At 56.9% G+C, this 22,124-nt stretch carries 21 protein-coding genes; 18 read left to right on the top strand and 3 right to left on the bottom strand.

Features of this window, described 5'->3' with window-relative positions; translation table 11 throughout:
* The first annotated feature begins 45 nt into the window (after nucleotides 1-45).
* The 9 genes from livH (at nucleotide 46) to ugpQ (ending at nucleotide 8,932) form a co-directional block, all read left to right on the top strand.
* Complete coding sequence (gene livH / locus PYW49_RS21865) at nucleotides 46-972, top strand: high-affinity branched-chain amino acid ABC transporter permease LivH (RefSeq protein ID WP_134347331.1); 927 nt, start codon at nucleotides 46-48, stop codon at nucleotides 970-972.
* On the top strand, nucleotides 969-2,246 hold the full coding sequence (locus PYW49_RS21870; RefSeq protein ID WP_148244237.1) for a high-affinity branched-chain amino acid ABC transporter permease LivM: 1,278 nt from the start codon (nucleotides 969-971) through the stop codon (nucleotides 2,244-2,246). The genes livH and PYW49_RS21870 overlap by 4 nt, the downstream gene beginning before the upstream one ends.
* Complete coding sequence (gene livG, locus PYW49_RS21875) at nucleotides 2,243-3,010, top strand: high-affinity branched-chain amino acid ABC transporter ATP-binding protein LivG (protein ID WP_134347329.1); 768 nt, start codon at nucleotides 2,243-2,245, stop codon at nucleotides 3,008-3,010. The genes PYW49_RS21870 and livG overlap by 4 nt, the downstream gene beginning before the upstream one ends.
* A 1-nt stretch (nucleotide 3,011) precedes the next feature.
* Nucleotides 3,012-3,725, top strand: coding sequence for a high-affinity branched-chain amino acid ABC transporter ATP-binding protein LivF (gene livF, locus PYW49_RS21880; protein ID WP_134347328.1), 714 nt, complete (start codon nucleotides 3,012-3,014; stop codon nucleotides 3,723-3,725).
* Nucleotides 3,726-3,968: 243 nt separating this feature from the next.
* A complete protein-coding gene (ugpB, locus tag PYW49_RS21885; RefSeq protein ID WP_134347327.1) occupies nucleotides 3,969-5,285 on the top strand; it encodes a sn-glycerol-3-phosphate ABC transporter substrate-binding protein UgpB in 1,317 nt (438 codons plus the stop codon).
* Between the two features lie 102 nt (nucleotides 5,286-5,387).
* Complete coding sequence (gene ugpA, locus PYW49_RS21890) at nucleotides 5,388-6,275, top strand: sn-glycerol-3-phosphate ABC transporter permease UgpA (RefSeq protein ID WP_134347326.1); 888 nt, start codon at nucleotides 5,388-5,390, stop codon at nucleotides 6,273-6,275.
* Nucleotides 6,272-7,117, top strand: a complete 846-nt coding sequence (ugpE, locus tag PYW49_RS21895) for a sn-glycerol-3-phosphate ABC transporter permease UgpE (RefSeq protein ID WP_320387492.1) — start codon at nucleotides 6,272-6,274, stop codon at nucleotides 7,115-7,117. Before ugpA ends, ugpE begins: the two co-directional genes overlap by 4 nt.
* Before the next feature lies 1 nt (nucleotide 7,118).
* The gene (locus tag PYW49_RS21900) at nucleotides 7,119-8,189 is read left to right on the top strand and encodes a sn-glycerol-3-phosphate import ATP-binding protein UgpC (RefSeq protein ID WP_320387493.1); all 1,071 of its coding nucleotides are present in this window, start codon (nucleotides 7,119-7,121) and stop codon (nucleotides 8,187-8,189) included.
* Nucleotides 8,186-8,932, top strand: a complete 747-nt coding sequence (ugpQ, locus tag PYW49_RS21905; RefSeq protein ID WP_320387495.1) for a glycerophosphodiester phosphodiesterase — start codon at nucleotides 8,186-8,188, stop codon at nucleotides 8,930-8,932. Before PYW49_RS21900 ends, ugpQ begins: the two co-directional genes overlap by 4 nt.
* Here the strand turns inward: ugpQ and PYW49_RS21910 are convergent.
* On the bottom strand, nucleotides 8,916-9,293 hold the full coding sequence (locus PYW49_RS21910) for a DUF2756 family protein (protein ID WP_320387497.1): 378 nt from the start codon (nucleotides 9,291-9,293) through the stop codon (nucleotides 8,916-8,918). The genes ugpQ and PYW49_RS21910 overlap by 17 nt on opposite strands.
* Nucleotides 9,294-9,419: 126 nt before the next feature.
* Between PYW49_RS21910 and ggt the strand changes: the two genes are divergently transcribed.
* Nucleotides 9,420-11,162 (top strand): gamma-glutamyltransferase, encoded by a 1,743-nt coding sequence (gene ggt, locus PYW49_RS21915; RefSeq protein ID WP_134347362.1) that lies wholly within the window; start codon nucleotides 9,420-9,422, stop codon nucleotides 11,160-11,162.
* 86 nt (nucleotides 11,163-11,248) lie between these two features.
* Here the strand turns inward: ggt and yhhY are convergent, their stop codons facing one another.
* Entirely contained in the window at nucleotides 11,249-11,737 is a 489-nt protein-coding gene (gene yhhY / locus PYW49_RS21920; protein WP_047345606.1) for an N-acetyltransferase, read from the bottom strand.
* A 255-nt stretch (nucleotides 11,738-11,992) separates the two neighbouring features.
* On the opposite strand from yhhY, the gene PYW49_RS21925 reads away from it, so the two are divergent.
* The 5 genes from PYW49_RS21925 to gntU all read left to right on the top strand — a co-directional run bounded on the left by PYW49_RS21925 (nucleotide 11,993) and on the right by gntU (nucleotide 16,944).
* Nucleotides 11,993-13,030, top strand: coding sequence for an oxidoreductase (locus PYW49_RS21925; protein WP_320387499.1), 1,038 nt, complete (start codon nucleotides 11,993-11,995; stop codon nucleotides 13,028-13,030).
* A gap of 123 nt (nucleotides 13,031-13,153) precedes the next feature.
* The gene (locus PYW49_RS21930; RefSeq protein ID WP_000639796.1) at nucleotides 13,154-13,849 is read left to right on the top strand and encodes a pirin family protein; all 696 of its coding nucleotides are present in this window, start codon (nucleotides 13,154-13,156) and stop codon (nucleotides 13,847-13,849) included.
* Nucleotides 13,850-13,950: 101 nt separating this feature from the next.
* Nucleotides 13,951-14,946, top strand: a complete 996-nt coding sequence (gntR, locus tag PYW49_RS21935; RefSeq protein ID WP_021242747.1) for a gluconate operon transcriptional repressor GntR — start codon at nucleotides 13,951-13,953, stop codon at nucleotides 14,944-14,946.
* A gap of 126 nt (nucleotides 14,947-15,072) precedes the next feature.
* Nucleotides 15,073-15,600 (top strand): gluconokinase, encoded by a 528-nt coding sequence (gntK, locus tag PYW49_RS21940; RefSeq protein WP_008503362.1) that lies wholly within the window; start codon nucleotides 15,073-15,075, stop codon nucleotides 15,598-15,600.
* 3 nt (nucleotides 15,601-15,603) lie between these two features.
* A complete protein-coding gene (gntU, locus tag PYW49_RS21945) occupies nucleotides 15,604-16,944 on the top strand; it encodes a gluconate transporter (protein ID WP_023310036.1) in 1,341 nt (446 codons plus the stop codon).
* Between the two features lie 118 nt (nucleotides 16,945-17,062).
* Here gntU and plsB read toward each other — a convergent pair whose 3' ends face one another.
* The gene (plsB, locus tag PYW49_RS21950) at nucleotides 17,063-19,483 is read right to left on the bottom strand and encodes a glycerol-3-phosphate 1-O-acyltransferase PlsB (protein WP_320387501.1); all 2,421 of its coding nucleotides are present in this window, start codon (nucleotides 19,481-19,483) and stop codon (nucleotides 17,063-17,065) included.
* Nucleotides 19,484-19,637: 154 nt separating this feature from the next.
* Between plsB and PYW49_RS21955 the strand changes: the two genes are divergently transcribed.
* The 3 genes from PYW49_RS21955 to dinF all read left to right on the top strand — a co-directional run bounded on the left by PYW49_RS21955 (nucleotide 19,638) and on the right by dinF (nucleotide 22,124).
* Nucleotides 19,638-20,006: a diacylglycerol kinase gene (locus PYW49_RS21955; protein ID WP_028017941.1), complete on the top strand. Its 369-nt coding sequence runs from the start codon at nucleotides 19,638-19,640 to the stop codon at nucleotides 20,004-20,006.
* Between the two features lie 108 nt (nucleotides 20,007-20,114).
* A complete protein-coding gene (gene lexA, locus PYW49_RS21960; protein ID WP_024906710.1) occupies nucleotides 20,115-20,723 on the top strand; it encodes a transcriptional repressor LexA in 609 nt (202 codons plus the stop codon).
* Nucleotides 20,724-20,786: 63 nt separating this feature from the next.
* Complete coding sequence (gene dinF / locus PYW49_RS21965) at nucleotides 20,787-22,124, top strand: MATE family efflux transporter DinF (RefSeq protein WP_320387502.1); 1,338 nt, start codon at nucleotides 20,787-20,789, stop codon at nucleotides 22,122-22,124.

Genomic DNA, 22,124 nt, shown 5'->3' on the forward strand with positions numbered 1-22,124 from the left:
TATCCCACCGCCCGGACTGACGGGCGGGTATAAAAAGGTTTGCATATGTCCGAGCAGTTTCTCTATTTCCTGCAGCAGATGTTTAACGGCGTCACGCTGGGAAGCACCTATGCACTGATCGCCATCGGCTACACGATGGTTTACGGCATTATCGGCATGATCAACTTCGCCCACGGCGAGGTGTACATGATCGGTAGCTATGTCTCCTTTATGATTATTGCCGCGCTGATGATGATGGGCATCGACAGCAGCTGGCTGCTGGTTGCCGCCGGGTTTGTTGGCGCGATTGTGATTGCCAGCGCCTACGGCTGGAGCATAGAGCGCGTGGCTTACCGGCCGGTGCGCAGCTCCAAGCGTCTGATTGCGCTGATCTCCGCCATCGGTATGTCTATCTTCCTGCAAAACTACGTCAGCCTGACCGAAGGTTCGCGCGACGTGGCGCTGCCAAGCCTGTTTAACGGCCAGTGGATTGTGGGGGCCAGCGAAAACTTCTCTGCGTCTATCACCACCATGCAGCTGGTTATCTGGGTGGTGACTTTTATTGCGATGCTCGCCCTGACCATTTTCATCCGCTACTCCCGTATGGGACGCGCCTGCCGCGCCTGCGCGGAAGATCTGAAGATGGCTAGCCTGCTCGGCATCAACACCGACCGCGTGATTGCTCTGACCTTCGTGATTGGCGCAGCGATGGCGGCGGTGGCGGGTGTCCTGCTCGGCCAGTTCTACGGCGTGATCAACCCATACATTGGCTTTATGGCTGGGATGAAAGCCTTCACCGCGGCGGTGCTGGGCGGTATCGGCAGTATCCCGGGCGCAATGATCGGTGGCCTGATCCTGGGCGTGGCGGAAGCACTTTCCTCGGCGTACCTGAGCACGGAATATAAAGATGTGGTGTCGTTTGCCCTGCTGATTCTGGTTCTGCTGGTGATGCCTACCGGTATTCTGGGCCGTCCGGAGGTAGAGAAAGTATGAAACCGATGCATTTTGCAATGGCGCTGCTCTCTGCTGCCATGTTCTTCGTGCTGGCCGGCGTCTTTATGGGCGTCCAGTTAGGTCTGGACGGCACTAAGCTGGTGGTAGATACCGCTCCCGACATCCGCTGGCAGTGGGTGTTTATCGGTACCGCCGTGGTGTTCCTTTTCCAGCTGCTGCGTCCGCTGTTCCAGAAGACGCTGAAAAACGTCTCCGGGCCGAAATTCGTCCTGCCGGCAATCGACGGTTCTACCGTTAAGCAGAAGCTGTTCCTCGTGGCGCTGCTGGTGGCTGCCGTGGCGTGGCCGTTTGTGGTGTCGCGTGGAACCGTAGATATCGCCACCCTGACCATGATCTACGTGATTCTCGGTCTCGGTCTGAACGTGGTAGTAGGGCTCTCTGGCCTGCTGGTGCTGGGCTACGGCGGCTTCTACGCCATCGGTGCCTACACCTTTGCGCTGCTGAACCACTATTACGGCCTTGGCTTCTGGACCTGTCTGCCGCTGGCAGGGCTGGTCTCTGCTGCCGCCGGTTTCCTGCTTGGCTTCCCGGTGCTGCGCCTGCGCGGTGACTACCTGGCGATTGTGACCTTAGGCTTTGGCGAAATCGTCCGTATCCTGCTGCTGAATAACACCGAAGTGACCGGCGGCCCGAACGGCATCAGCCAGATCCCGAAACCGACCTTCTTCGGCCTGGAGTTCAGCCGTACCGCCCGCGAAGGCGGCTGGGACACCTTCAGCAACTTCTTCGGCGTGAAATACGACCCGTCCGACCGCGTGATTTGGCTCTATCTGGTGGCGCTGCTGCTGGTGGTGATTACCCTGTTCGTGATTAACCGTCTGCTGCGCATGCCGCTGGGCCGCGCGTGGGAAGCGCTGCGTGAAGATGAGATCGCCTGCCGTTCCCTGGGCCTGAACCCGACCCGCATCAAGCTGACCGCGTTCACCATCAGCGCCGCGTTTGCCGGTTTCGCCGGGACGCTGTTTGCCGCGCGTCAGGGCTTCGTCAGCCCGGAATCGTTCACCTTTGCCGAATCCGCCTTCGTGCTGGCAATTGTGGTGCTCGGTGGGATGGGCTCGCAGTTTGCCGTTATCCTGGCCGCCATTCTTTTGGTGGTCTCGCGCGAGCTGATGCGCGACTTTAACGAGTACAGCATGCTGATGCTGGGTGGGCTGATGGTGCTGATGATGATCTGGCGCCCACAGGGCCTGCTGCCGATGACCCGTCCACAGCTGAAGCTGAAACGCACCCAGGCAAAAGGAGAGCAGGCATGAGTCAGCCATTATTATCCGTTAACGGCCTGATGATGCGCTTTGGCGGCCTGCTGGCGGTCAACAATGTGTCACTGGATCTGCACAAGAAAGAGATTGTCTCCCTGATTGGCCCGAACGGCGCGGGGAAAACCACCGTCTTCAACTGCCTGACCGGCTTCTACAAGCCGACGGGCGGCACCATCATGCTGCGCGACCAGCACCTCGAAGGTTTACCGGGTCAGCAGATTGCGCGCATGGGCGTGGTGCGTACCTTCCAGCACGTTCGTCTGTTCCGCGAGATGACGGTGATTGAGAACCTGCTGGTGGCACAGCATCAGCAGCTGAAAACCGGGCTGTTCTCCGGCCTGCTGAAAACCCCGGCCTTCCGCCGCGCGCAGGATGAAGCGCTTGATCGCGCCGCCACCTGGCTCGACCGAATTGGCCTGCTGCAGCACGCTAACCGCCAGGCGAGCAATCTCGCGTATGGCGATCAGCGTCGTCTTGAAATTGTGCGCTGCATGGTCACGCAGCCGGAAATCCTGATGCTCGACGAACCGGCGGCAGGGCTTAACCCGAAAGAGACCAAAGAGCTGGACGAGCTGATTGCCGAGCTGCGCGATAGTCACGACACCACCATTCTGCTGATTGAGCATGACATGAAGCTGGTGATGGGCATTTCTGACCGTATCTACGTTGTAAACCAGGGCACGCCGCTGGCGAACGGCACGCCGGAAGAGATCCGCAACAACCCGGACGTGATCCGCGCATACCTGGGTGAGGCATAAGATGGAAAAAGCGATGTTAACGTTCGACAAGGTCAATGCGCACTACGGCAAGATCCAGGCGCTGCACGACGTCAGCCTGCATATCAATCAGGGTGAAATCGTCACCCTGATTGGGGCCAACGGCGCGGGCAAAACCACGCTGCTCGGCACCCTGTGCGGCGACCCGCGCGCCACCAGCGGACGGATTGTGTTCGATGGCAAAGACATTACCGACTGGCAGACCGCCAAAATCATGCGTGAGGCGGTGGCGATTGTTCCGGAAGGGCGTCGCGTCTTCTCCCGTATGACGGTGGAAGAGAACCTGGCGATGGGTGGGTTCTTCGCCCACCGCGATCAGTACCAGACCCGTATCAAGTGGGTCTATGAACTCTTCCCGCGCCTGTGGGAGCGCCGTATTCAGCGTGCGGGCACCATGTCCGGCGGTGAGCAACAGATGCTGGCGATCGGCCGAGCGCTGATGAGCCAGCCGCGACTGCTGCTGCTGGATGAACCGTCGCTGGGTCTTGCGCCGATCATCATCCAGCAGATTTTTGACACCATCGAGCAGCTGCGTAAAGAGGGGATGACCATCTTCCTCGTCGAGCAGAACGCCAACCAGGCGCTGAAGCTCGCCGACCGTGGCTACGTGCTGGAGAACGGCCGCGTGGTGCTCTCCGATACCGGAGACGCGCTGCTGGCTAATGAGGCGGTGCGGAGTGCGTATTTAGGCGGCTGAGCCGTCTGTATTGCCCGGTGGCGCTTACGCTTACCGGGCCTACGGTATCGAGTAGCCGGGTAAGGCGAAGCCGCCACCCGGCTTTTTCACATAAACCCCTTCACACAACCATCATCCCCCTGACGTCTTGTTGTCACTTATCTGTAAACAAACAGTTATTTTTCTGTCATTCGAGCATGTCATGTTACCTCGCGAGCATAAAACGCGTGATATCGCGCATCCGGCACAATAAGAGAGATGACAATGACATCGTTACGACACACAGCTTTGGGTCTGGCACTGGGTCTGGCTTTTGCGACGAACGCAATGGCTGTCACGACCATTCCGTTCTGGCATTCCATGGAAGGGGAGTTGGGTAAAGAAGTTGACTCCCTGGCGCAGCGTTTCAACGACACCCATCCGGATTACAAAATTGTGCCGGTGTACAAAGGTAACTACGAGCAGAGCCTGAGCGCGGGCATTGCCGCCTTCCGTACCGGTAACGCACCTGCGTTGTTACAGGTTTATGAAGTGGGTACTGCGACCATGATGGCCTCCAAAGCCATCAAGCCGGTCTATGAAGTGTTCAAAGAAGCGGGCATTAACTTCGATGAATCCCGGTTCGTGCCAACCGTGGCGGGTTACTACACCGATTCCAAAACTGGGCATCTGCTGTCACAGCCGTTTAACAGCTCTACGCCGGTGCTGTACTACAACAAAGACGCCTTCAAAAAAGCCGGTTTAGACCCGGAGCAGCCGCCAAAAACCTGGCAGGATCTGGCCGAGTACACCGCGAAGCTGAAAGCGGCGGGGATGAAGTGCGGTTACGCCAGCGGCTGGCAGGGTTGGATCCAGATTGAGAACTTTAGCGCCTGGCACGGCCTGCCGGTTGCGACCAAAAACAACGGTTTCGACGGCACCGATGCAGTGCTGGAGTTCAATAAGCCTGAGCAGGTGAAGCATATCGCCCTGCTGGAAGAGTTGAATAAGAAGGGCGACTTCAGCTACTTCGGGCGTAAAGACGAATCTACCGAGAAGTTCTACAACGGTGACTGCGCCATTACCACCGCCTCTTCCGGCTCGCTGGCCGATATCCGCCACTACGCCAAATTCAACTACGGCGTGGGCATGATGCCTTACGATGCTGACGTGAAGGGCGCGCCGCAGAACGCGATTATCGGCGGGGCGAGCCTGTGGGTGATGCAGGGCAAAGACAAGGGCACCTACAAAGGCGTAGCCGAGTTCCTCGACTTCCTGGCGAAGCCGGAAAATGCTGCCGAATGGCACCAGAAGACCGGCTACCTGCCGATCACCAAAGCCGCGTATGACCTGACCCGCGAGCAGGGTTTCTACAGCAAAAACCCGGGCGCGGATATCGCGACGCGTCAAATGCTGAACAAGCCACCATTGCCGTTCACCAAAGGCCTGCGTCTGGGCAACATGCCGCAGATCCGCACCATCGTCGATGAAGAGCTGGAAAGCGTGTGGACCGGTAAGAAAACACCACAGCAGGCGCTGGATTCTGCGGTAGAGCGCGGGAATCAGCTGCTGCGTCGCTTTGAGCAGTCGACCAAATCGTAAAAAAATGCCCGGTGGCGCTGCGCCTACCGGGCCTACGACGTGCCACATGTAGGCCGGGTAAGGCGTAGCCGCCACCCGGCATTGTTCAGGAACCAAATCTCAATGTCATCATCCCGTCCGGTGTTCCGTTCCCGCTGGCTGCCCTATCTTCTGGTCGCGCCACAGCTGGTCATCACCGTTATCTTCTTTATCTGGCCTGCGGGCGAAGCGCTGTGGTACTCGGTACAAAGCGTCGATCCGTTTGGGCTTTCCAGCCAGTTTGTGGGCCTGGATAACTTCGCGGCCCTGTGGCACGACAGCTACTACCTCGACGCCTTCTGGACGACGATCAAATTCAGCACCCTGGTTACCGTGAGTGGCCTTGTCGCCTCGCTGTTTTTCGCCGCGCTGGTGGATTACGTGGTGCGTGGCAGCCGTCTGTATCAAACGCTGATGCTGCTGCCTTACGCCGTTGCCCCTGCCGTCGCCGCCGTGCTGTGGATCTTCCTGTTTAACCCCGGCCGCGGGTTGATTACCCACTTCCTGGCCGAGCTGGGTTACGACTGGAACCACGCCCAGAACAGCGGTCAGGCCATGTTCCTGGTGGTGTTCGCCTCGGTGTGGAAGCAGATCAGTTACAACTTCCTGTTCTTCTTTGCCGCGCTGCAGTCCATCCCGCGTTCGCTGGTGGAAGCGGCGGCGATTGACGGCGCTGGCCCCATTCGTCGCTTCTTCAGGCTGTCGCTGCCGCTAATCGCTCCGGTGAGTTTCTTCCTGCTGGTGGTCAACCTCGTGTACGCCTTCTTCGACACCTTCCCGGTGATCGACGCCGCCACCGCGGGCGGCCCGGTTCAGGCCACCACGACGCTAATTTATAAAATTTACCGCGAAGGTTTCGCCGGTCTGGATCTTTCCGCCTCCGCCGCGCAGTCGGTCGTGCTGATGTTCCTCGTTATCATCCTGACGGTGGTGCAGTTCCGCTATGTTGAAAGTAAGGTGCGCTACCAATGATTGAGAACCGTCGAGGGCTGACGATTTTCAGCCATACCATGCTGATTTTAGGGATCATCGTCATCCTGTTCCCGCTGTACGTGGCCTTTGTTGCCGCCACGCTGGACACCAAAGCCGTGTTCGATACGCCGATGACGCTGATCCCCGGCGGGCATCTGTTAGAGAACATGAAGACCATCTGGACGCAGGGCGTGGGGGCCAACAGCGCACCGTTCTGGCTGATGATGCTCAACAGCTTCATCATGGCGTTTGGCATAACCGTCGGCAAAATCACGGTGTCGATGCTCTCGGCCTTCGCCATCGTCTGGTTCCGCTTTCCGCTGCGCAACCTGTTCTTCTGGATGATTTTCATCACCCTGATGCTGCCGGTGGAGGTACGTATCTTCCCGACGGTGGAAGTGATCGCCAACCTGAAGATGCTCGACAGCTACGCGGGCTTAACCCTGCCGCTGATGGCCTCAGCGACCGCTACCTTCCTGTTCCGCCAGTTCTTTATGACCCTGCCGGACGAGCTGATTGAAGCCGCGCGCATCGACGGCGCCTCGCCGATGCGCTTTTTCCGCGACATTGTGCTGCCGCTGTCAAAAACCAACCTCGCAGCGCTGTTTGTGATCACCTTTATCTACGGCTGGAACCAGTACCTGTGGCCGCTGTTGATTATCCAGGACGTCAACCTCGGCACCGCCGTGGCGGGCATCAAAGGCATGATCGCCACCGGCGAAGGCACCACCCTCTGGAACCAGGTGATGGCGGCAATGTTGCTCACCCTTATCCCACCCGTAGTCATTGTTTTAGCCATGCAGCGTGCGTTTGTCCGTGGCCTGGTCGATAGCGAGAAATAAGATGGCAGGTTTAAAACTTCAGGCAGTAACCAAAAGCTGGGACGGCAAAACCCAGGTTATTCAGCCGCTGACGCTCGACGTGGCAGACGGGGAATTCATCGTCATGGTCGGTCCGTCCGGCTGTGGCAAATCCACCCTGCTGCGCATGGTGGCGGGGCTGGAGCGCGTAACGTCCGGGGATATCTGGATTGACCGCCAGCGCGTCACCGAGATGGAGCCAAAAGACAGAGGCATCGCGATGGTGTTCCAGAACTATGCGCTTTATCCGCACATGAGCGTGGAAGAGAACATGGCCTGGGGGCTGAAAATTCGCGGAATGGGCAAAGGCCACATCGACGAGCGCGTGAAAGAAGCGGCGCGTATTCTGGAGCTGGATGGTCTGCTCAAGCGCCGCCCGCGCGAACTCTCCGGCGGCCAGCGCCAGCGCGTGGCGATGGGCCGCGCCATCGTGCGCGATCCGGCGGTGTTCCTGTTCGACGAGCCGCTCTCTAACCTCGACGCCAAGCTGCGCGTGCAGATGCGTCTTGAGCTGCAGCAGCTGCACCGTCGTCTGAAGACAACGTCACTGTACGTCACCCACGATCAGGTCGAAGCCATGACCCTCGCCCAGCGCGTGATGGTGATGAACAAAGGCATCGCCGAGCAGATTGGCACCCCGGTGGAGGTCTACGAGAAACCGGCCACCCGCTTTGTGGCGAGCTTTATCGGCAGCCCGGCAATGAACCTGCTGGAAGGACGGATCAGCAGCGCGGGCACCCACTTTGAACTGGAAAGCGGGATGGCACTGCCCATCAACTGGTACTATCGTGGCTACGCCGGGCGTAAGATGACGCTCGGTATCCGCCCGGAGCATATCGGTTTAACCTCTCAGGCGGACGGCGGCGTGCCGCTGGTGATGGACACGCTGGAGATGTTGGGTGCAGATAACCTTGCGCACGGACGCTGGGGCGAGCAAAAATTGGTGGTGCGTTTAGCGCATCAGGAACGCCCGAAAGCAGGCAGTACGCTGTGGCTGCACCTGCCGGAAAATCACCTGCACTTCTTTGATGGTGAAACAGGACAACGAGTATGAGCAACTGGCCTTATCCCCACATCGTCGCCCACCGTGGTGGCGGTAAACTGGCGCCGGAGAACACCCTGGCGGCCATCGACACGGGCGCGCGCTACGGCCACACGATGATCGAGTTCGATGCCAAGCTGTCGAAAGACGGCGAAATCTTTCTGCTGCATGACGATAACCTCGAACGCACCAGCAACGGCTGGGGCGTGGCGGGGGAACTGCCGTGGCGCGATCTGCTGAAAGTGGACGCCGGAAGCTGGTACAGCGGCGAATTCAAAGGCGAACCGCTGCCGCTGCTGGCGGAAGTGGCGGACCGCTGTCGCCAGCATGGCATGATGGCCAATATCGAAATCAAACCGACCACCGGCACCGGGCCATTAACGGGCAAGGTTATCGCGCTGGCCGCACGTGAGCTGTGGGAAGGCATGACGCCGCCGCTGCTCTCCTCGTTTGAAATTGACGCCCTGGAGGCGGCACAGGCGGCCGTGCCGGCGCTGCCGCGCGGGCTATTGCTGGATGAATGGCGTGAAGACTGGCGCGAGCTGACAACACGCTTAGCGTGCGTTTCTATCCATCTCAATCACAGGCTGCTGGATGAGGCGCGGGTGAAGATGCTGAAAGACGCGGGTCTGCATATTCTGGTCTACACCGTTAACAAACCCCAGCGCGCGGCCGAGCTGCTGCGCTGGGGCGTGGACAGTATCTGTACCGATGCGATTGACGTCATCGGCCCGGACTTTAGTTCTGCGGATTAAGCATACTGCCATTCGACTGCGGCGGCAGCATATGCTGCTGTCCGCTGCCTGACGACGTCATGCCGCCTAACATCCCGCCGTTTTTATTGGGCAGCGGTTGTTCACGTACCTGTCCCTGCTGCACGCGCTGCGTGTTGGTATTCATCTGATTTTGCAGACTCTGCTGCTGCATCTGGGTTTGCATTTTCAACTGCTGATTCAGCATCCCTTTCTGCTGTTGCTGCTGGCTCATCATCTCGGTCTGCATACGCTGCTGGCTCGGGATAACATAACCCGGCTGGTTCGGGTTATTTATGGTGTTCAGTGGCTGTGCGAGCGCGGCAAACGGGATCAGCGCCGTAAGAATCAGTAAGCGTTTCATTGTCATTTCCTCCTTTTGAGGTCTCTCTTAAGTTTACCCTGATTTCACCATGACGATGATTTTTTAGGAGTTGTGAACCAGGCTTAAGCGGGGAATATGGACCCCATCACCTGGAGAACAATAATGATGAAACCAACGTTTTTGCGCTGGGTAGCGATCGCCGCGCTGATGGCCGGCGGCACATTTAGCGTGGCGGCCAACCCGCCAGCGGCTCCTCCGGTCTCTTACGGCGTGGAGGAAGATGTTTTTCATCCCGTGCGTGGAACGCATGGCATGGTGGCATCGGTGGATGCGCTGGCAACCAAAGTGGGTGTCGATATTCTCAAAGAGGGCGGTAACGCGGTGGACGCGGCGGTCGCCGTCGGTTACGCGCTGGCGGTGACGCACCCGCAGGCGGGGAACCTGGGCGGCGGCGGCTTTATGATGCTGCGTACCAAAGACGGGAAAACCACCGCCATCGACTTCCGCGAAATGGCGCCTTCTCAGGCGTCCCGCGATATGTTCCTTGACGATCAGGGTAACCCTGACAGCAAAAAATCCCTGACCTCGCATCTAGCGACCGGCACGCCGGGCACCGTCGCAGGCTTCTCTCTGGCGCTGGAAAAATACGGCACTCTGCCGCTGAATAAAGTGGTGCAGCCTGCCATCAAGCTGGCGCGCGACGGCTTTGTGGTAAACGATGCGCTGGCGGACGATCTCAAAACCTACGGCAGCGAAGTCATTCCGAATCATGAAAACAGCAAAGCGATCTTCTGGAAAGACGGCGAGCCGCTGAAGAAGGGCGACAAGCTGGTGCAGAAGAACCTTGCCAAAAGCCTGGAGCTGATTGCGGAGCACGGCCCGGACGCCTTCTACAAGGGGGCGATTGCAGACCAGATTGCTGAAGAGATGCAAAAGAACGGCGGACTCATCACCAAAGCGGATCTGGCGGAATACAAAGCGGTGGAGCGCGAGCCGATTAGCGGAACCTACCGTGGCTACGAAGTGTTCTCCATGCCGCCACCGTCTTCCGGGGGCATTCACATCGTGCAGATCCTCAACATTCTCGAAAACTTCGATATGCACAAGTTCGGCTTCGGCAGTGCGGATGCCATGCAGGTGATGGCGGAAGCGGAAAAACGCGCCTACGCCGACCGGTCGGAATATCTCGGTGACCCGGACTTCGTGAAGGTGCCGTGGCAGGCGCTGACCAACAAGGCGTATGCCAAATCCATTGCCGATCAGATTGACATCAACAAGGCCAAACCGTCGAGCGAGATCCGCCCCGGCAAGCTGGCGCCGTATGAAAGTAACCAGACCACCCACTTCTCTGTTGTAGATAAAGACGGCAACGCGGTGGCGGTGACCTACACGCTCAACACCACGTTTGGTACCGGGATTGTGGCGGGCAACAGCGGCATTCTGCTTAACAACGAGATGGATGACTTTTCGGCCAAGCCGGGCGTGCCGAACGTCTACGGGCTGGTGGGTGGCGATGCAAATGCAGTAGGGCCGAAGAAACGCCCGCTGTCATCCATGTCGCCCACTATCGTGGTGAAAGACGGTAAAACCTGGCTGGTGACCGGTAGCCCGGGCGGTAGCCGTATTATCACTACCGTGCTGCAGATGGTGGTGAACAGTATCGACTTTGGGATGAACGTCGCCGAAGCGACCAATGCCCCGCGTTTCCACCACCAGTGGCTGCCGGATGAGCTGCGCGTCGAGAAGGGGTTTAGCCCGGATACCATCAAACTGCTTGAGCAGCGCGGGCAGAAGGTGGCGGTGAAAGAGGCGATGGGCAGCACCCAGAGCATTATGGTGGGGCCGGACGGGGCGCTGTTTGGGGCATCGGATCCGCGTTCGGTGGATGATTTGACGGCGGGATATTGATATATTGCCCGGTGGCGCTGCGCTTACCGGGCCTACAACTGCACGAACGTAGGCCGGGTAAGGCGAAGCCGCCACCCGGCAAATAACTACTTCATTCTCGCCATATAATACGCGTCCACATACTCGCCGTTGCGCAGGGCAAATTTCCTGCCGGTCCCTTCGATTTCAAACCCAAAATTTTTATAGAGTGCAACTGCCGCTGGGTTATCGGCAAAGACCGTCAGTTCGATACGTTCAATGCGTAACCAGTTGTCGCACAGGTTAATCATTTCGCTCATGAGCCTGCGGCCTACGCCGCGACCCTGCATATCCGCAGCCACGCTTATGCCGAATGTGGCAACGTGGCTGCGACGCGGGTTTTCCATCACGTCCAGCGCCATATGCCCAATGACGCGCTGTTCCAGACAGGCAACAAGATGGCGCCGGCCTGGTTTTGTCGCAACGCGTTCGTGCCACATTTCCATTGAGGGATGAGGGAGCTGTAGCGTGTCGTGATACACATCAGGATGCGACATGATGTCACGCAAAGCTTCTGCATCGCTGGGTTCGATGTGGCGTATCACTATCTCACTCATTCCTTATTCCTCAGTCAGTTAAAGATCCCTTCCAACATCAATGACTTTAAAATTTGAGTCAACCGCTATTTTTTGCAAAAAGTATTGGACAAGTGCGAATGAGAATGATTATTATTGCTCTGCGTTCAGGAAGACCGCTACGGGAACCTGAAAGCACGACATTGCTCACATTGCTTCCAGTATTACTTTAGCCAGCTTCTAGCTGGCTTTTTTTTTGTTATGGTTAGACTCAGTAACCTTAAAAAGGACTGAGCCATGACACTACATTGCGCATTTATTGGATTTGGCAAAAGCACCACGCGTTACCACCTTCCGTACGTTCTTCACCGTAAAGATACCTGGCATGTGGCCCATATCTACCGCCGCCGCGCGAAGCCGGAAGAGCAATACCCGCAGTATTCCCATATTCATTTCACCAGCGATCTCGATGAGGTACTGGGCGACCCGCAGGTTAAACTGGTTATTGTCTGCACTCATGCGGACAGCCATTTTGACTATGCGAAACGCGCGCTCGAAGCGGGCAAAAACGTGCTGGTAGAAAAGCCCTTCATCCCGACTATCGCGGAAGCGAAAGCGCTGTTCACGCTGGCGAAAAGCAAAGGACTGACCGTTACGCCGTACCAGAACCGTCGCTTTGACAGCTGCTTCCTGACGGCGAAAAAAGCGATTGAAAGCGGCAAGCTGGGCGACATTGTGGAAATTGAAAGTCACTTCGACTACTACCGCCCGGTAGTTGAAACCCAGCCCGGGCTGCCGCAGGATGGTTCCTTCTACGGGCTGGGCGTGCACACCATGGACCAGATCATCTCCCTGTTTGGTCGCCCGGATCATGTCGCTTATGACATCCGCAGCCTGCGGAATAAAGCCAACCCGGATGATACCTTTGAAGCGCAGCTGTTCTACGGCGACCTCAAAGCCATCGTCAAGACCAGCCATCTGGTGAAAATCGACTATCCGAAATTTATCGTTCACGGCACCAAAGGTTCGTTCATTAAGTACGGTATTGACCAGCAGGAGACCAGCCTGAAGGCCAACATCATGCCGGGTGAGCCGGGATTTGCGGCGGATGATTCCGTTGGCATGCTGGAGTATGTGAACGACGAGGGCGTGACGGTCAAAGAAACGCTGAAACCGGAAACTGGCGACTATGGTCGCGTCTATGATGCGCTGTTTGAGACCCTTACCAATGGCACGCCGAATTACGTCAAGGAATCTGACGTTCTGACCAATCTTGAAATCCTCGAACGGGCCTTCGAACAGGCTTCTCCTGCCACGGTAACCCTCGCGAAATAAGCAAAAATGGCTCCTCTGCGCTTGTTCATAATTTTTGAACAGAGGAGTCAATTTTCACCCTCTATGATCCCAGACGGTTTGCGTCCACACTTACTCCATTGAAACGAACTGAGGGTGAAAACAATGATCTACTTACGCAAAGCAAACGAACGTGGTCACGCGAATCATGGCTGGCTGGACTCATGGCATTCATTCTCGTTTGCCGACTACTACGACCCGAACTTCATGGGCTTCTCCGCACTGCGCGTCATTAACGACGACGTGATTGATGCAGGCCAGGGCTTCGGCACCCACCCGCACAAAGACATGGAAATCCTGACCTATGTGCTGGAAGGGGCGGTGGAGCACCAGGACAGCATGGGCAACAAAGAGCAGGTTCCTGCGGGCGAGTTCCAGATTATGAGCGCGGGTACCGGGGTGCGTCACTCCGAGTACAACCCGAGCAAAACGGAAAAACTGCACCTGTATCAAATCTGGATCATTCCAGAAGAAACCGGTATCACGCCACGCTACGAGCAGCGCCGCTTTGATGCGAAACAGGGCAAACAGCTGGTACTGTCCCCGGATGCGCGTGAAGGTTCCCTGAAAGTACATCAGGATATGGAACTGTACCGCTGGGCGCTGGCGAAAGATGAACAGTCTGTGCATCAGATTGCCGCTAACCGCCGCGTGTGGATCCAGGTGGTGAAAGGTGAAGTGTCCATCAACGGCACCAAAGCGACAACCGCCGATGGTCTGGCTATCTGGGATGAGCAGGCGCTCTCCGTTCATGCCGACAGCGAAAGTGAAATTCTGCTGTTTGACCTGCCGCCGGTGTAATAAATCATAAATAAATGCCCATCCTTCCCTATGACAGGGGAAGGATGGGCTTTGTCCGTGATAAACTGAGAAAATCTCTCACTTCAAGATTTCTCAGGACGATGAAAAAGAAACGCCCCGTACTTCAGGATGTCGCCGATCGCGTCGGTGTGACCAAAATGACGGTCAGCCGTTTTTTACGTAACCCGGAACAGGTTTCCGTGGCGTTACGTGGCAAGATTGCCGCTGCCCTTGATGAACTGGGTTATATCCCCAACCGTGCACCCGATATTCTCTCCAATGCGACCAGCCGTGCGGTGGGGGTCCTCCTGCCTTCCTTAACCAACCAGGTTTTCGCCGAAGTCCTGCGCGGTATTGAAAGCGTCACTGACGCTTTTGGTTATCAGACCATGCTCGCCCATTACGGTTATAAGCCGGAACTGGAAGAAGAACGTCTGGAGTCCATGCTTTCCTGGAACATTGACGGCCTGATTTTAACCGAACGTACCCACACTGCCCGCACGCTCAAAATGATTGAAGTCGCCGGCATTCCGGTGGTGGAGCTGATGGACAGCCAGTCGCCGTGCCTCGACATCGCCGTGGGCTTTGATAACTTCGAAGCGGCGCGTCAGATGACGGCGGCAATCATTGCCCGCGGGCATCGTCATATTGCCTATCTGGGTGCGCGTCTTGATGAACGTACTATCATCAAACAGAAGGGATACGAGCAGGCAATGCTCGACGCGAACTTAACCCCGTACAGCGTGATGGTGGAGCAGTCCTCTTCCTATACGTCGGGTATTGAGCTGATGCGTCAGGCACGACGCGAGTATCCGCAACTGGACGGTATTTTCTGTACCAACGATGACCTTGCGGTCGGCGCGGCGTTTGAGTGTCAGCGTCTGGGGCTGAAGATCCCTGATGATATGGCGATCGCCGGTTTCCACGGCCACGACATTGGGCAGGTGATGGAGCCACGTCTGGCAAGCGTCCTGACCCCGCGTGAACGTATGGGCCGTATTGGCGCAGAACGCCTGCTGGCGCGCATTCGTGGCGAGACGGTTACCCCGAAAATGTTAGATTTAGGTTTCACCTTGTCACCGGGTGGATCTATTTGAACTGACAAATTTGAAGTAGCTCACACTTATTCACTTCGCGCACGTTTGGATATTGCTTCTCTTTTGCCCCGGCAGGACAATGTTACCGATAACTGTTACCCGTAACAATTGACTGAGGGACACCCTTTGAGCACGACTAATCATGATCACCACGTCTACGTCCTGATGGGCGTTTCCGGTAGCGGGAAATCAGCCGTGGCCAGCGAAGTGGCGCATCAACTCCAGGCTGCGTTTCTGGATGGTGACTTCCTCCATCCGCGCAGCAACATCATGAAAATGGCCTCCGGCGAGCCGCTGAACGACGACGACCGCAAACCGTGGTTGCAGGCGCTGAATGACGCCGCGTTCGCCATGCAGCGCACCAACAAAGTCTCCCTTATTGTCTGCTCTGCGCTGAAAAAAACCTATCGCGACCTGCTGCGTGACGGCAATCCGAACCTCTCTTTCATCTACCTGAAAGGGGACTTCGAGGTGATTGAAAGCCGCCTGAAGGCGCGTAAAGGTCACTTCTTCAAAACTCAGATGCTGGTGACGCAGTTCGAAGCGCTGCAGGAGCCGGGTGAAGATGAGAAAGACGTCTTAGTGGTTGATATCGATCAGTCACTGGAAGGTGTTGTAGCCAGCACCATCGAGGTCATTAATAAAAGGCAGTAAGTTTTGAGTACATTAACGCTAGTTTTGACAGCAGTGGGTTCCGTATTGCTGCTGCTGTTTTTAGTGATGAAGGCACGTATGCACGCCTTTGTTGCTTTGATGGTGGTTTCTATAGGTGCAGGTCTCTTTTCTGGGATGCCGCTCGACAAGATCGCTGCGACGATGGAAAAAGGGATGGGAGGCACGCTGGGCTTCCTGGCGATTGTGGTCGCACTTGGCGCGATGTTTGGCAAGATTTTGCACGAGACGGGCGCAGTCGACCAGATTGCCGTCAAAATGCTGAAATCCTTTGGCCACAGCCGCGCGCACTACGCGATAGGTCTGGCGGGATTGATCTGCGCGCTGCCGCTGTTCTTCGAAGTGGCCGTTGTGCTGCTGATAAGCGTCGCGTTCTCCATGGCGCGCCATACTGGCACTAACCTCGTGAAGCTGGTTATTCCACTGTTTGCGGGCGTGGCGGCAGCCGCAGCGTTTCTGCTGCCTGGGCCTGCGCCGATGCTGCTCGCCTCCCAGATGCACGCTGACTTTGGCTGGATGATCCTGATTGGCCTGTGCGCGGCGATCCCGGGGATGATTATTGCCGGCCCGCTGTGGGGCAACTTCATCAGCCGTTACGTTGAGCTGCACATTCCGGATGACGTCACCGAGCCGCACCTGGGCGAAGGCAAAATGCCATCCTTCGGCTTCAGCCTGTCGCTGATCCTGCTGCCGCTGGTTCTCGTGGGTCTGAAAACCATCGCCGCACGCTTTGTGCCGGTAGGGTCTTCTGCCTACGAGTGGTTTGAGTTCATCGGCCACCCGTTCACGGCGATCCTGGTGGCCTGTCTGGTGGCGATTTACGGCCTGGCGATGCGTCAGGGGATGCCGAAAGACCGGGTGATGGAGATCTGCGGTGCAGCGCTGCAGCCTGCGGGGATTATCCTGCTGGTGATCGGTGCAGGCGGCGTGTTCAAGCAGGTACTGGTGGATTCTGGCGTGGGCCCGGCTCTGGGTGAAGCGCTGACCGGTATGGGTCTGCCGATTGCGGTAACCTGCTTTGTGCTGGCTGCGGCGGTGCGTATCATCCAGGGTTCCGCAACTGTGGCGTGTTTAACCGCCGTGGGTCTGGTGATGCCGGTGATTGAACAGCTGAACTACTCTGGTGCGCAGATGGCCGCGCTGTCTATCTGTATCGCGGGCGGTTCGATTGTGGTCTCCCACGTCAACGACGCAGGCTTCTGGCTGTTCGGTAAATTCACCGGCGCCACCGAAGCACAAACCCTGAAAACCTGGACGCTGATGGAAACCATCCTCGGCACGACGGGTGCGATTGTCGGGATGATTGCCTTTACGCTGCTGAGCTAAATGCGGTGAGTTAATAAGGCTTAAAAATAAGGCCCGGTAGCGTTAGCGCTCACCGGGCCTTTATATTATGCAGAACAACAGGCCGGGAAAGGTGAAACCACCTCCCGGCATTTTATTGTCACTCGTCCTGAGTGGCGCTCTCAATCGTCAAACGCACATCCGAGGTGATCAGCTCTGCCAGCATCTGGTATACCTTCAGCGTCTCTTCCGGCTCGGCATCGCCCGTATCACTGATGAAGCCTTCGTCACGCAGCGTCAGAACCAGAGAACTGAAGACCGCTTTGTCGAAGAATTCAGGGGCGTTAATGCCGTGCAGAACAGACAGGCGCTGTGCCAGCGTCCGGCTCTCTTTTTCCAGCGTACCGCGGTTGATCGACGGGTTTGCACTCAGCAGCCAGAACGTAATGGCGTAGCGCTGCAGCGTTTCGCGCGCACCGGCTGCCAGCAGCTGCAGGGTACGGGAGCGTGACGGATTGATGTGCAGCTCATCATTCGTGACGGTGATTAGCCCCTGACGACGCAGTTCCTCCGTCAGTTTATCCAGCTCGCCTGCCAGCTCATCTTTGCTCCAGCGCAGGAACAGCTCCGCTTTCAGCATCGGGTAGAGCGTATCAACGTGACGCAATAGCTCCTGACGCGAGATGCGGCGATGCTGGGTGATGATGGCCGCCATAAGCGACGGCAGCATCAGCATATGGGTGATGTTGTTGCGGTAGTACGTCATCAGCACTGCCTGCTCACGCGGCAGAATGATGATGTCGCCGATCGTGTCCTTTTCGACTTCAAACTTGTTCATCTGCAACGCGTGATCGATAAGCTCACTGGCGGTCGCAGAAGGCACGGTTGAATCAACCGAATACGGCACGTTGCGCATCATATCCAGATAGCAATCCAGCTGCTCTGTGAGCTGTTCACGGGTCAGCGAGCGCTGACGCGAAGCCAGAAGCGCCGTACAGCACAGGTTCATGGCGTTAGCCGCACCGGCGTTGTTAATGCGCACCATCAGCTCGGACGCAATGCCGTTAACCGTTGGCGTCAGCCAGGCCGGACGAATCGCTTCGATAGGATCGATGGACTCGCGCCACTCCGGTACGTGATGGTTCAGATACGTCATCAGCGGCATCGGCTCGCCAAAGTTCACGTAGCCCTGGCCCAGGTTGCGTAACTTACTCAAGCCACGCAGCATCTGCGGCAGGCTCTCTTTCTCTTTGGTCGCCCCACGCAGCTCTTTCGCGTAAGTACCCACTTCCATCACATGCTCATAGCCAATGTAGATTGGCACCAGCGTGATAGGACGAGTCCCGCCGCGCAGCATGGCCTGAATGGTCATCGACAGCGTGCCGGTCTTCGGATCGAGCAGACGTCCGGTACGTGAACGACCGCCCTCGACGAAGTACTCAACGGAATAGCCGCGGCTGAACAGCTCGCCCAGATACTCACGGAAAACGGTGGAGTAGAGCTTGTTGCCCTTGAAGGTACGACGGATAAAAAAGGCGCCCAGGCGGCGGAAAATCGGACCTGCTGGCCAGAAATTCAGGTTGATGCCGGCAGCGATGTGCGGCGGTACCAGCCCCTGGTGATAGAGCACATAAGAAAGAAGCAGGTAGTCCATGTGGCTGCGGTGGCAGGGAACATAGACAATTTCATGACCGTCATGCGCCAGCTGGCGTACACGCTCGGCGTTATGAACGTTGATGCCCTGGTAGAGGCGGTTCCAGGTAAAGCCGAGAATACGATCGGAAAGGCGAATCATCTCGTAAGAGAAGTTCGCTGCGATCTCTTCCATCAGCGCAATGGCGTTCTGCTGCGCTTTCTCATGTGAAATTTTCTTGCTGCGCGCTTCGTCTTCAACGGCGCGGGCAATCGCTTTGGAAGCCAACAGCTTGTTGAACAGATCCTGACGCGCCGGGAGACGCGGCCCAACGGCAGCCAGACGCTGACGAGCGAAGTGCATACGCGCCACGCGCGCCAGTTTTTGCGCGATGATCTTGTCGGTGCCATGCTCGTCCGCCATTCGACGCAGCGAAACGGAAGGAGAGAAGCGCACAAAGCTGTCGCGTCCCAGCCAGGAGACCGCGAAGAACTTCTGGATGCCGTTAAGCATGCGCAGAGGTGGATTCTCTTCACCTTTTTCACGACCCGGGCGGCGACCAAACATCACCGATACCGGCACCATCTGCACATCCAGGTCAGGATTGCTGCGGTGCAGGTCCAGATAGTCATGGAACAGCTTGATGGACTCTTCTTTTGGCGTGTAATAGGTAAACACGCGAGGTCCACCATGAATGAACACGTAGCGCGGCAGCAGAGTGCCGTCAACTTCCAGCGGTTCAAGCGGGTCAGGTAAATCATGCGCCAGACACTGGGCGCGAAGCGTCAGTAAGTCTGCCTTCGAGTTATAAGGCAAAACGTACATAATAGGACGTGACGTATCGAGCCCCAATTCCAGCGCGGGTTCTGCTGGGATAGACTTGCTTTTTACCAGGATGCTTAATGGTAAATTAAGTAATTTGTAGTAAATTCGTGGCCAGCCGGACATAAACGATGTAAAGCCTCTGGTTAATAATGCAATTGCGGCGCAAGGATAACAGAAAGCGCGCAAAATTTCTGTTGTTACCCGTCATACTTAAGGCGGCAGCGAAACGCGCTGCTCCTGTAGTTACTGACGCTATTTCCAATAAAAGGTTCTTTTAATGGCCAATAATACCACTGGGTTAACCCGAATCATCAAAGCCGCCGGCTATTCCTGGAAAGGTTTCCGTGCCGCGTGGATCAATGAAGCCGCCTTTCGCCAGGAAGGCGTCGCCGCTATCATCGCGGTGATTATCGCTTGTTTCCTTGATATTGATGCGATAACACGCGTTCTTCTGATCGGCTCCGTGCTTCTGGTGATGATAGTGGAAATTCTTAATAGCGCTATTGAGGCTGTTGTTGACCGTATAGGTTCTGATTTCCACGAGCTCTCTGGCCGGGCAAAAGACATGGGCTCTGCTGCCGTGTTGCTGGCGATTATCACCGCCGTTATCACCTGGGTCACGCTGCTTTGGTCACATTTCCGATGAGCCTCGAGGAATAATTAAGTCCCTGGTTTTTTGTGCAGTTTTTGGTTCCAAAATCGCCTTTGACTGTATATACTCACAGCATAACTGTATATACACCCAGGGGGCGGAATGAAAGCGTTAACGACCAGGCAGCAAGAGGTGTTTGATCTCATCCGGGATCATATCGGCCAGACGGGTATGCCACCCACGCGTGCGGAAATCGCTCAGCGTCTGGGCTTCCGTTCTCCGAATGCTGCCGAAGAACACCTGAAAGCGCTGGCGCGTAAGGGCGTGATTGAGATTGTTTCGGGCGCGTCCCGCGGTATCCGCCTGCTGGTGGAAGAAGAGACGGGCATTCCGCTGGTGGGGCGTGTTGCTGCAGGTGAGCCTTTACTGGCACAGCAGCATATTGAAGGCCACTACCAGGTCGATCCAGCCATGTTCAAACCGAGCGCTGATTTCCTGCTGCGCGTAAGCGGTATGTCGATGAAAGACATCGGCATTCTTGACGGCGATCTGCTGGCGGTTCACAAAACGCAGGATGTGCGCAATGGCCAGGTTGTGGTCGCACGCATCGATGACGAAGTCACCGTCAAGCGTCTTAAAAAACAGGGTAACACCGTCCAGTTGTTGCCTGAAAACAATGAGTTCTCCCCGATTGTGGTGGATCTCCGTGAGCATAATTTCTCTATCGAAGGACTGGCGGTTGGGGTCATTCGCAACGGTGAATGGCTCTAATCTCTTCCTGACAGGCTACGGCTCCGCTGTAGCCTGATTCATTTCCTGCTCCCGGTATTTTTCATGTCACTGCTGACGGCATCAGATAAGGCATTGTGGCGTCTTGCTCTGCCGATGATTTTCTCCAACATCACCGTACCCTTGCTGGGTCTGGTCGATACTGCTGTTATTGGTCATCTTGATTCCCCTGTTTATCTTGGCGGCGTGGCCATTGGCGCGACGGCAACCAGCTTCCTGTTTATGTTGCTGCTCTTTTTGCGCATGAGTACCACCGGACTTACCGCACAGGCTTATGGTGCAAAAGATCCGTTGCGTCTGGCTCGCGCGCTGGTGCAGCCGCTGATACTTGCGCTTGGTGCGGGTGCGTTAATCGTTTTACTGCGCGCTCCCCTGATTGACCTTGCGCTCCATATCGTGGGCGGCAGCGAGGCGGTACTGGAGCAGGCGCGACGTTTCCTTGAAATCCGCTGGCTCAGCGCGCCCGCCTCGCTGGCAAACCTGGTCCTGCTGGGGTGGCTTCTGGGCGTACAGTATGCCCGTGCGCCAGTGATTCTGCTGGTGGTGGGTAACCTTCTCAACATTGTGCTGGATATCTGGCTGGTGATGGGTCTGCACATGAACGTGCGGGGTGCGGCACTGGCGACTGCGATTGCAGAATACGGGACCTTTATTATTGGTCTGTGGATGGTCTGGCGTGTTCTGGCGATGCGCGGGATCTCCCTTGCGCTGCTTAAAACCGCATGGCGTGGGAATATCCGTAAGCTGCTGGCGCTCAACCGTGACATCATGCTGCGCTCGCTGCTTCTTCAACTCTGTTTCGGCGCGCTGACGGTTTTCGGGGCCCGGCTGGGGCCAGAAATTGTCGCGGTCAACGCGGTATTGATGACGCTCCTGACCTTTACTGCCTACGCACTGGACGGCTTTGCCTATGCGGTTGAAGCGCATTCTGGACAGGCATACGGTGCGCGCGAAAGCGGGCAGCTCCAGGATGTGTGGCGGGCAGCCTGCCGTCAGTCGGGACTGGTCGCGCTGGCGTTTGGTCTGGTTTACGCCTGTTTTGGCCAGCAGATCGTTGCGTTACTCACCTCTCTTTCTTCACTGCGCGAGCTGGCGAGCCATTACCTTATCTGGCAGGTGATTTTACCGGTGGTCGGCGTCTGGTGTTATCTCCTGGACGGCATGTTTATTGGTGCGACGCGCGGAGCCGAAATGCGTAACAGCATGGCTGTCGCTGCGGCAGGGTTTGGCCTGACGCTGCTGACGCTCCCGTGGCTTGGTAACCACGGTTTATGGCTGGCCCTTGCCGTCTTCCTCTCGCTGCGGGGGATATCGCTGGCTTTTATCTGGCGGCGCCACTGGCGGAACAATACCTGGTTCCCCTCGCGTCACGATATATCGTGA

The sequence above is a fragment of the Enterobacter chinensis genome, assembly GCF_034008295.1.
GTDB lineage: Bacteria > Pseudomonadota > Gammaproteobacteria > Enterobacterales > Enterobacteriaceae > Enterobacter > Enterobacter chinensis.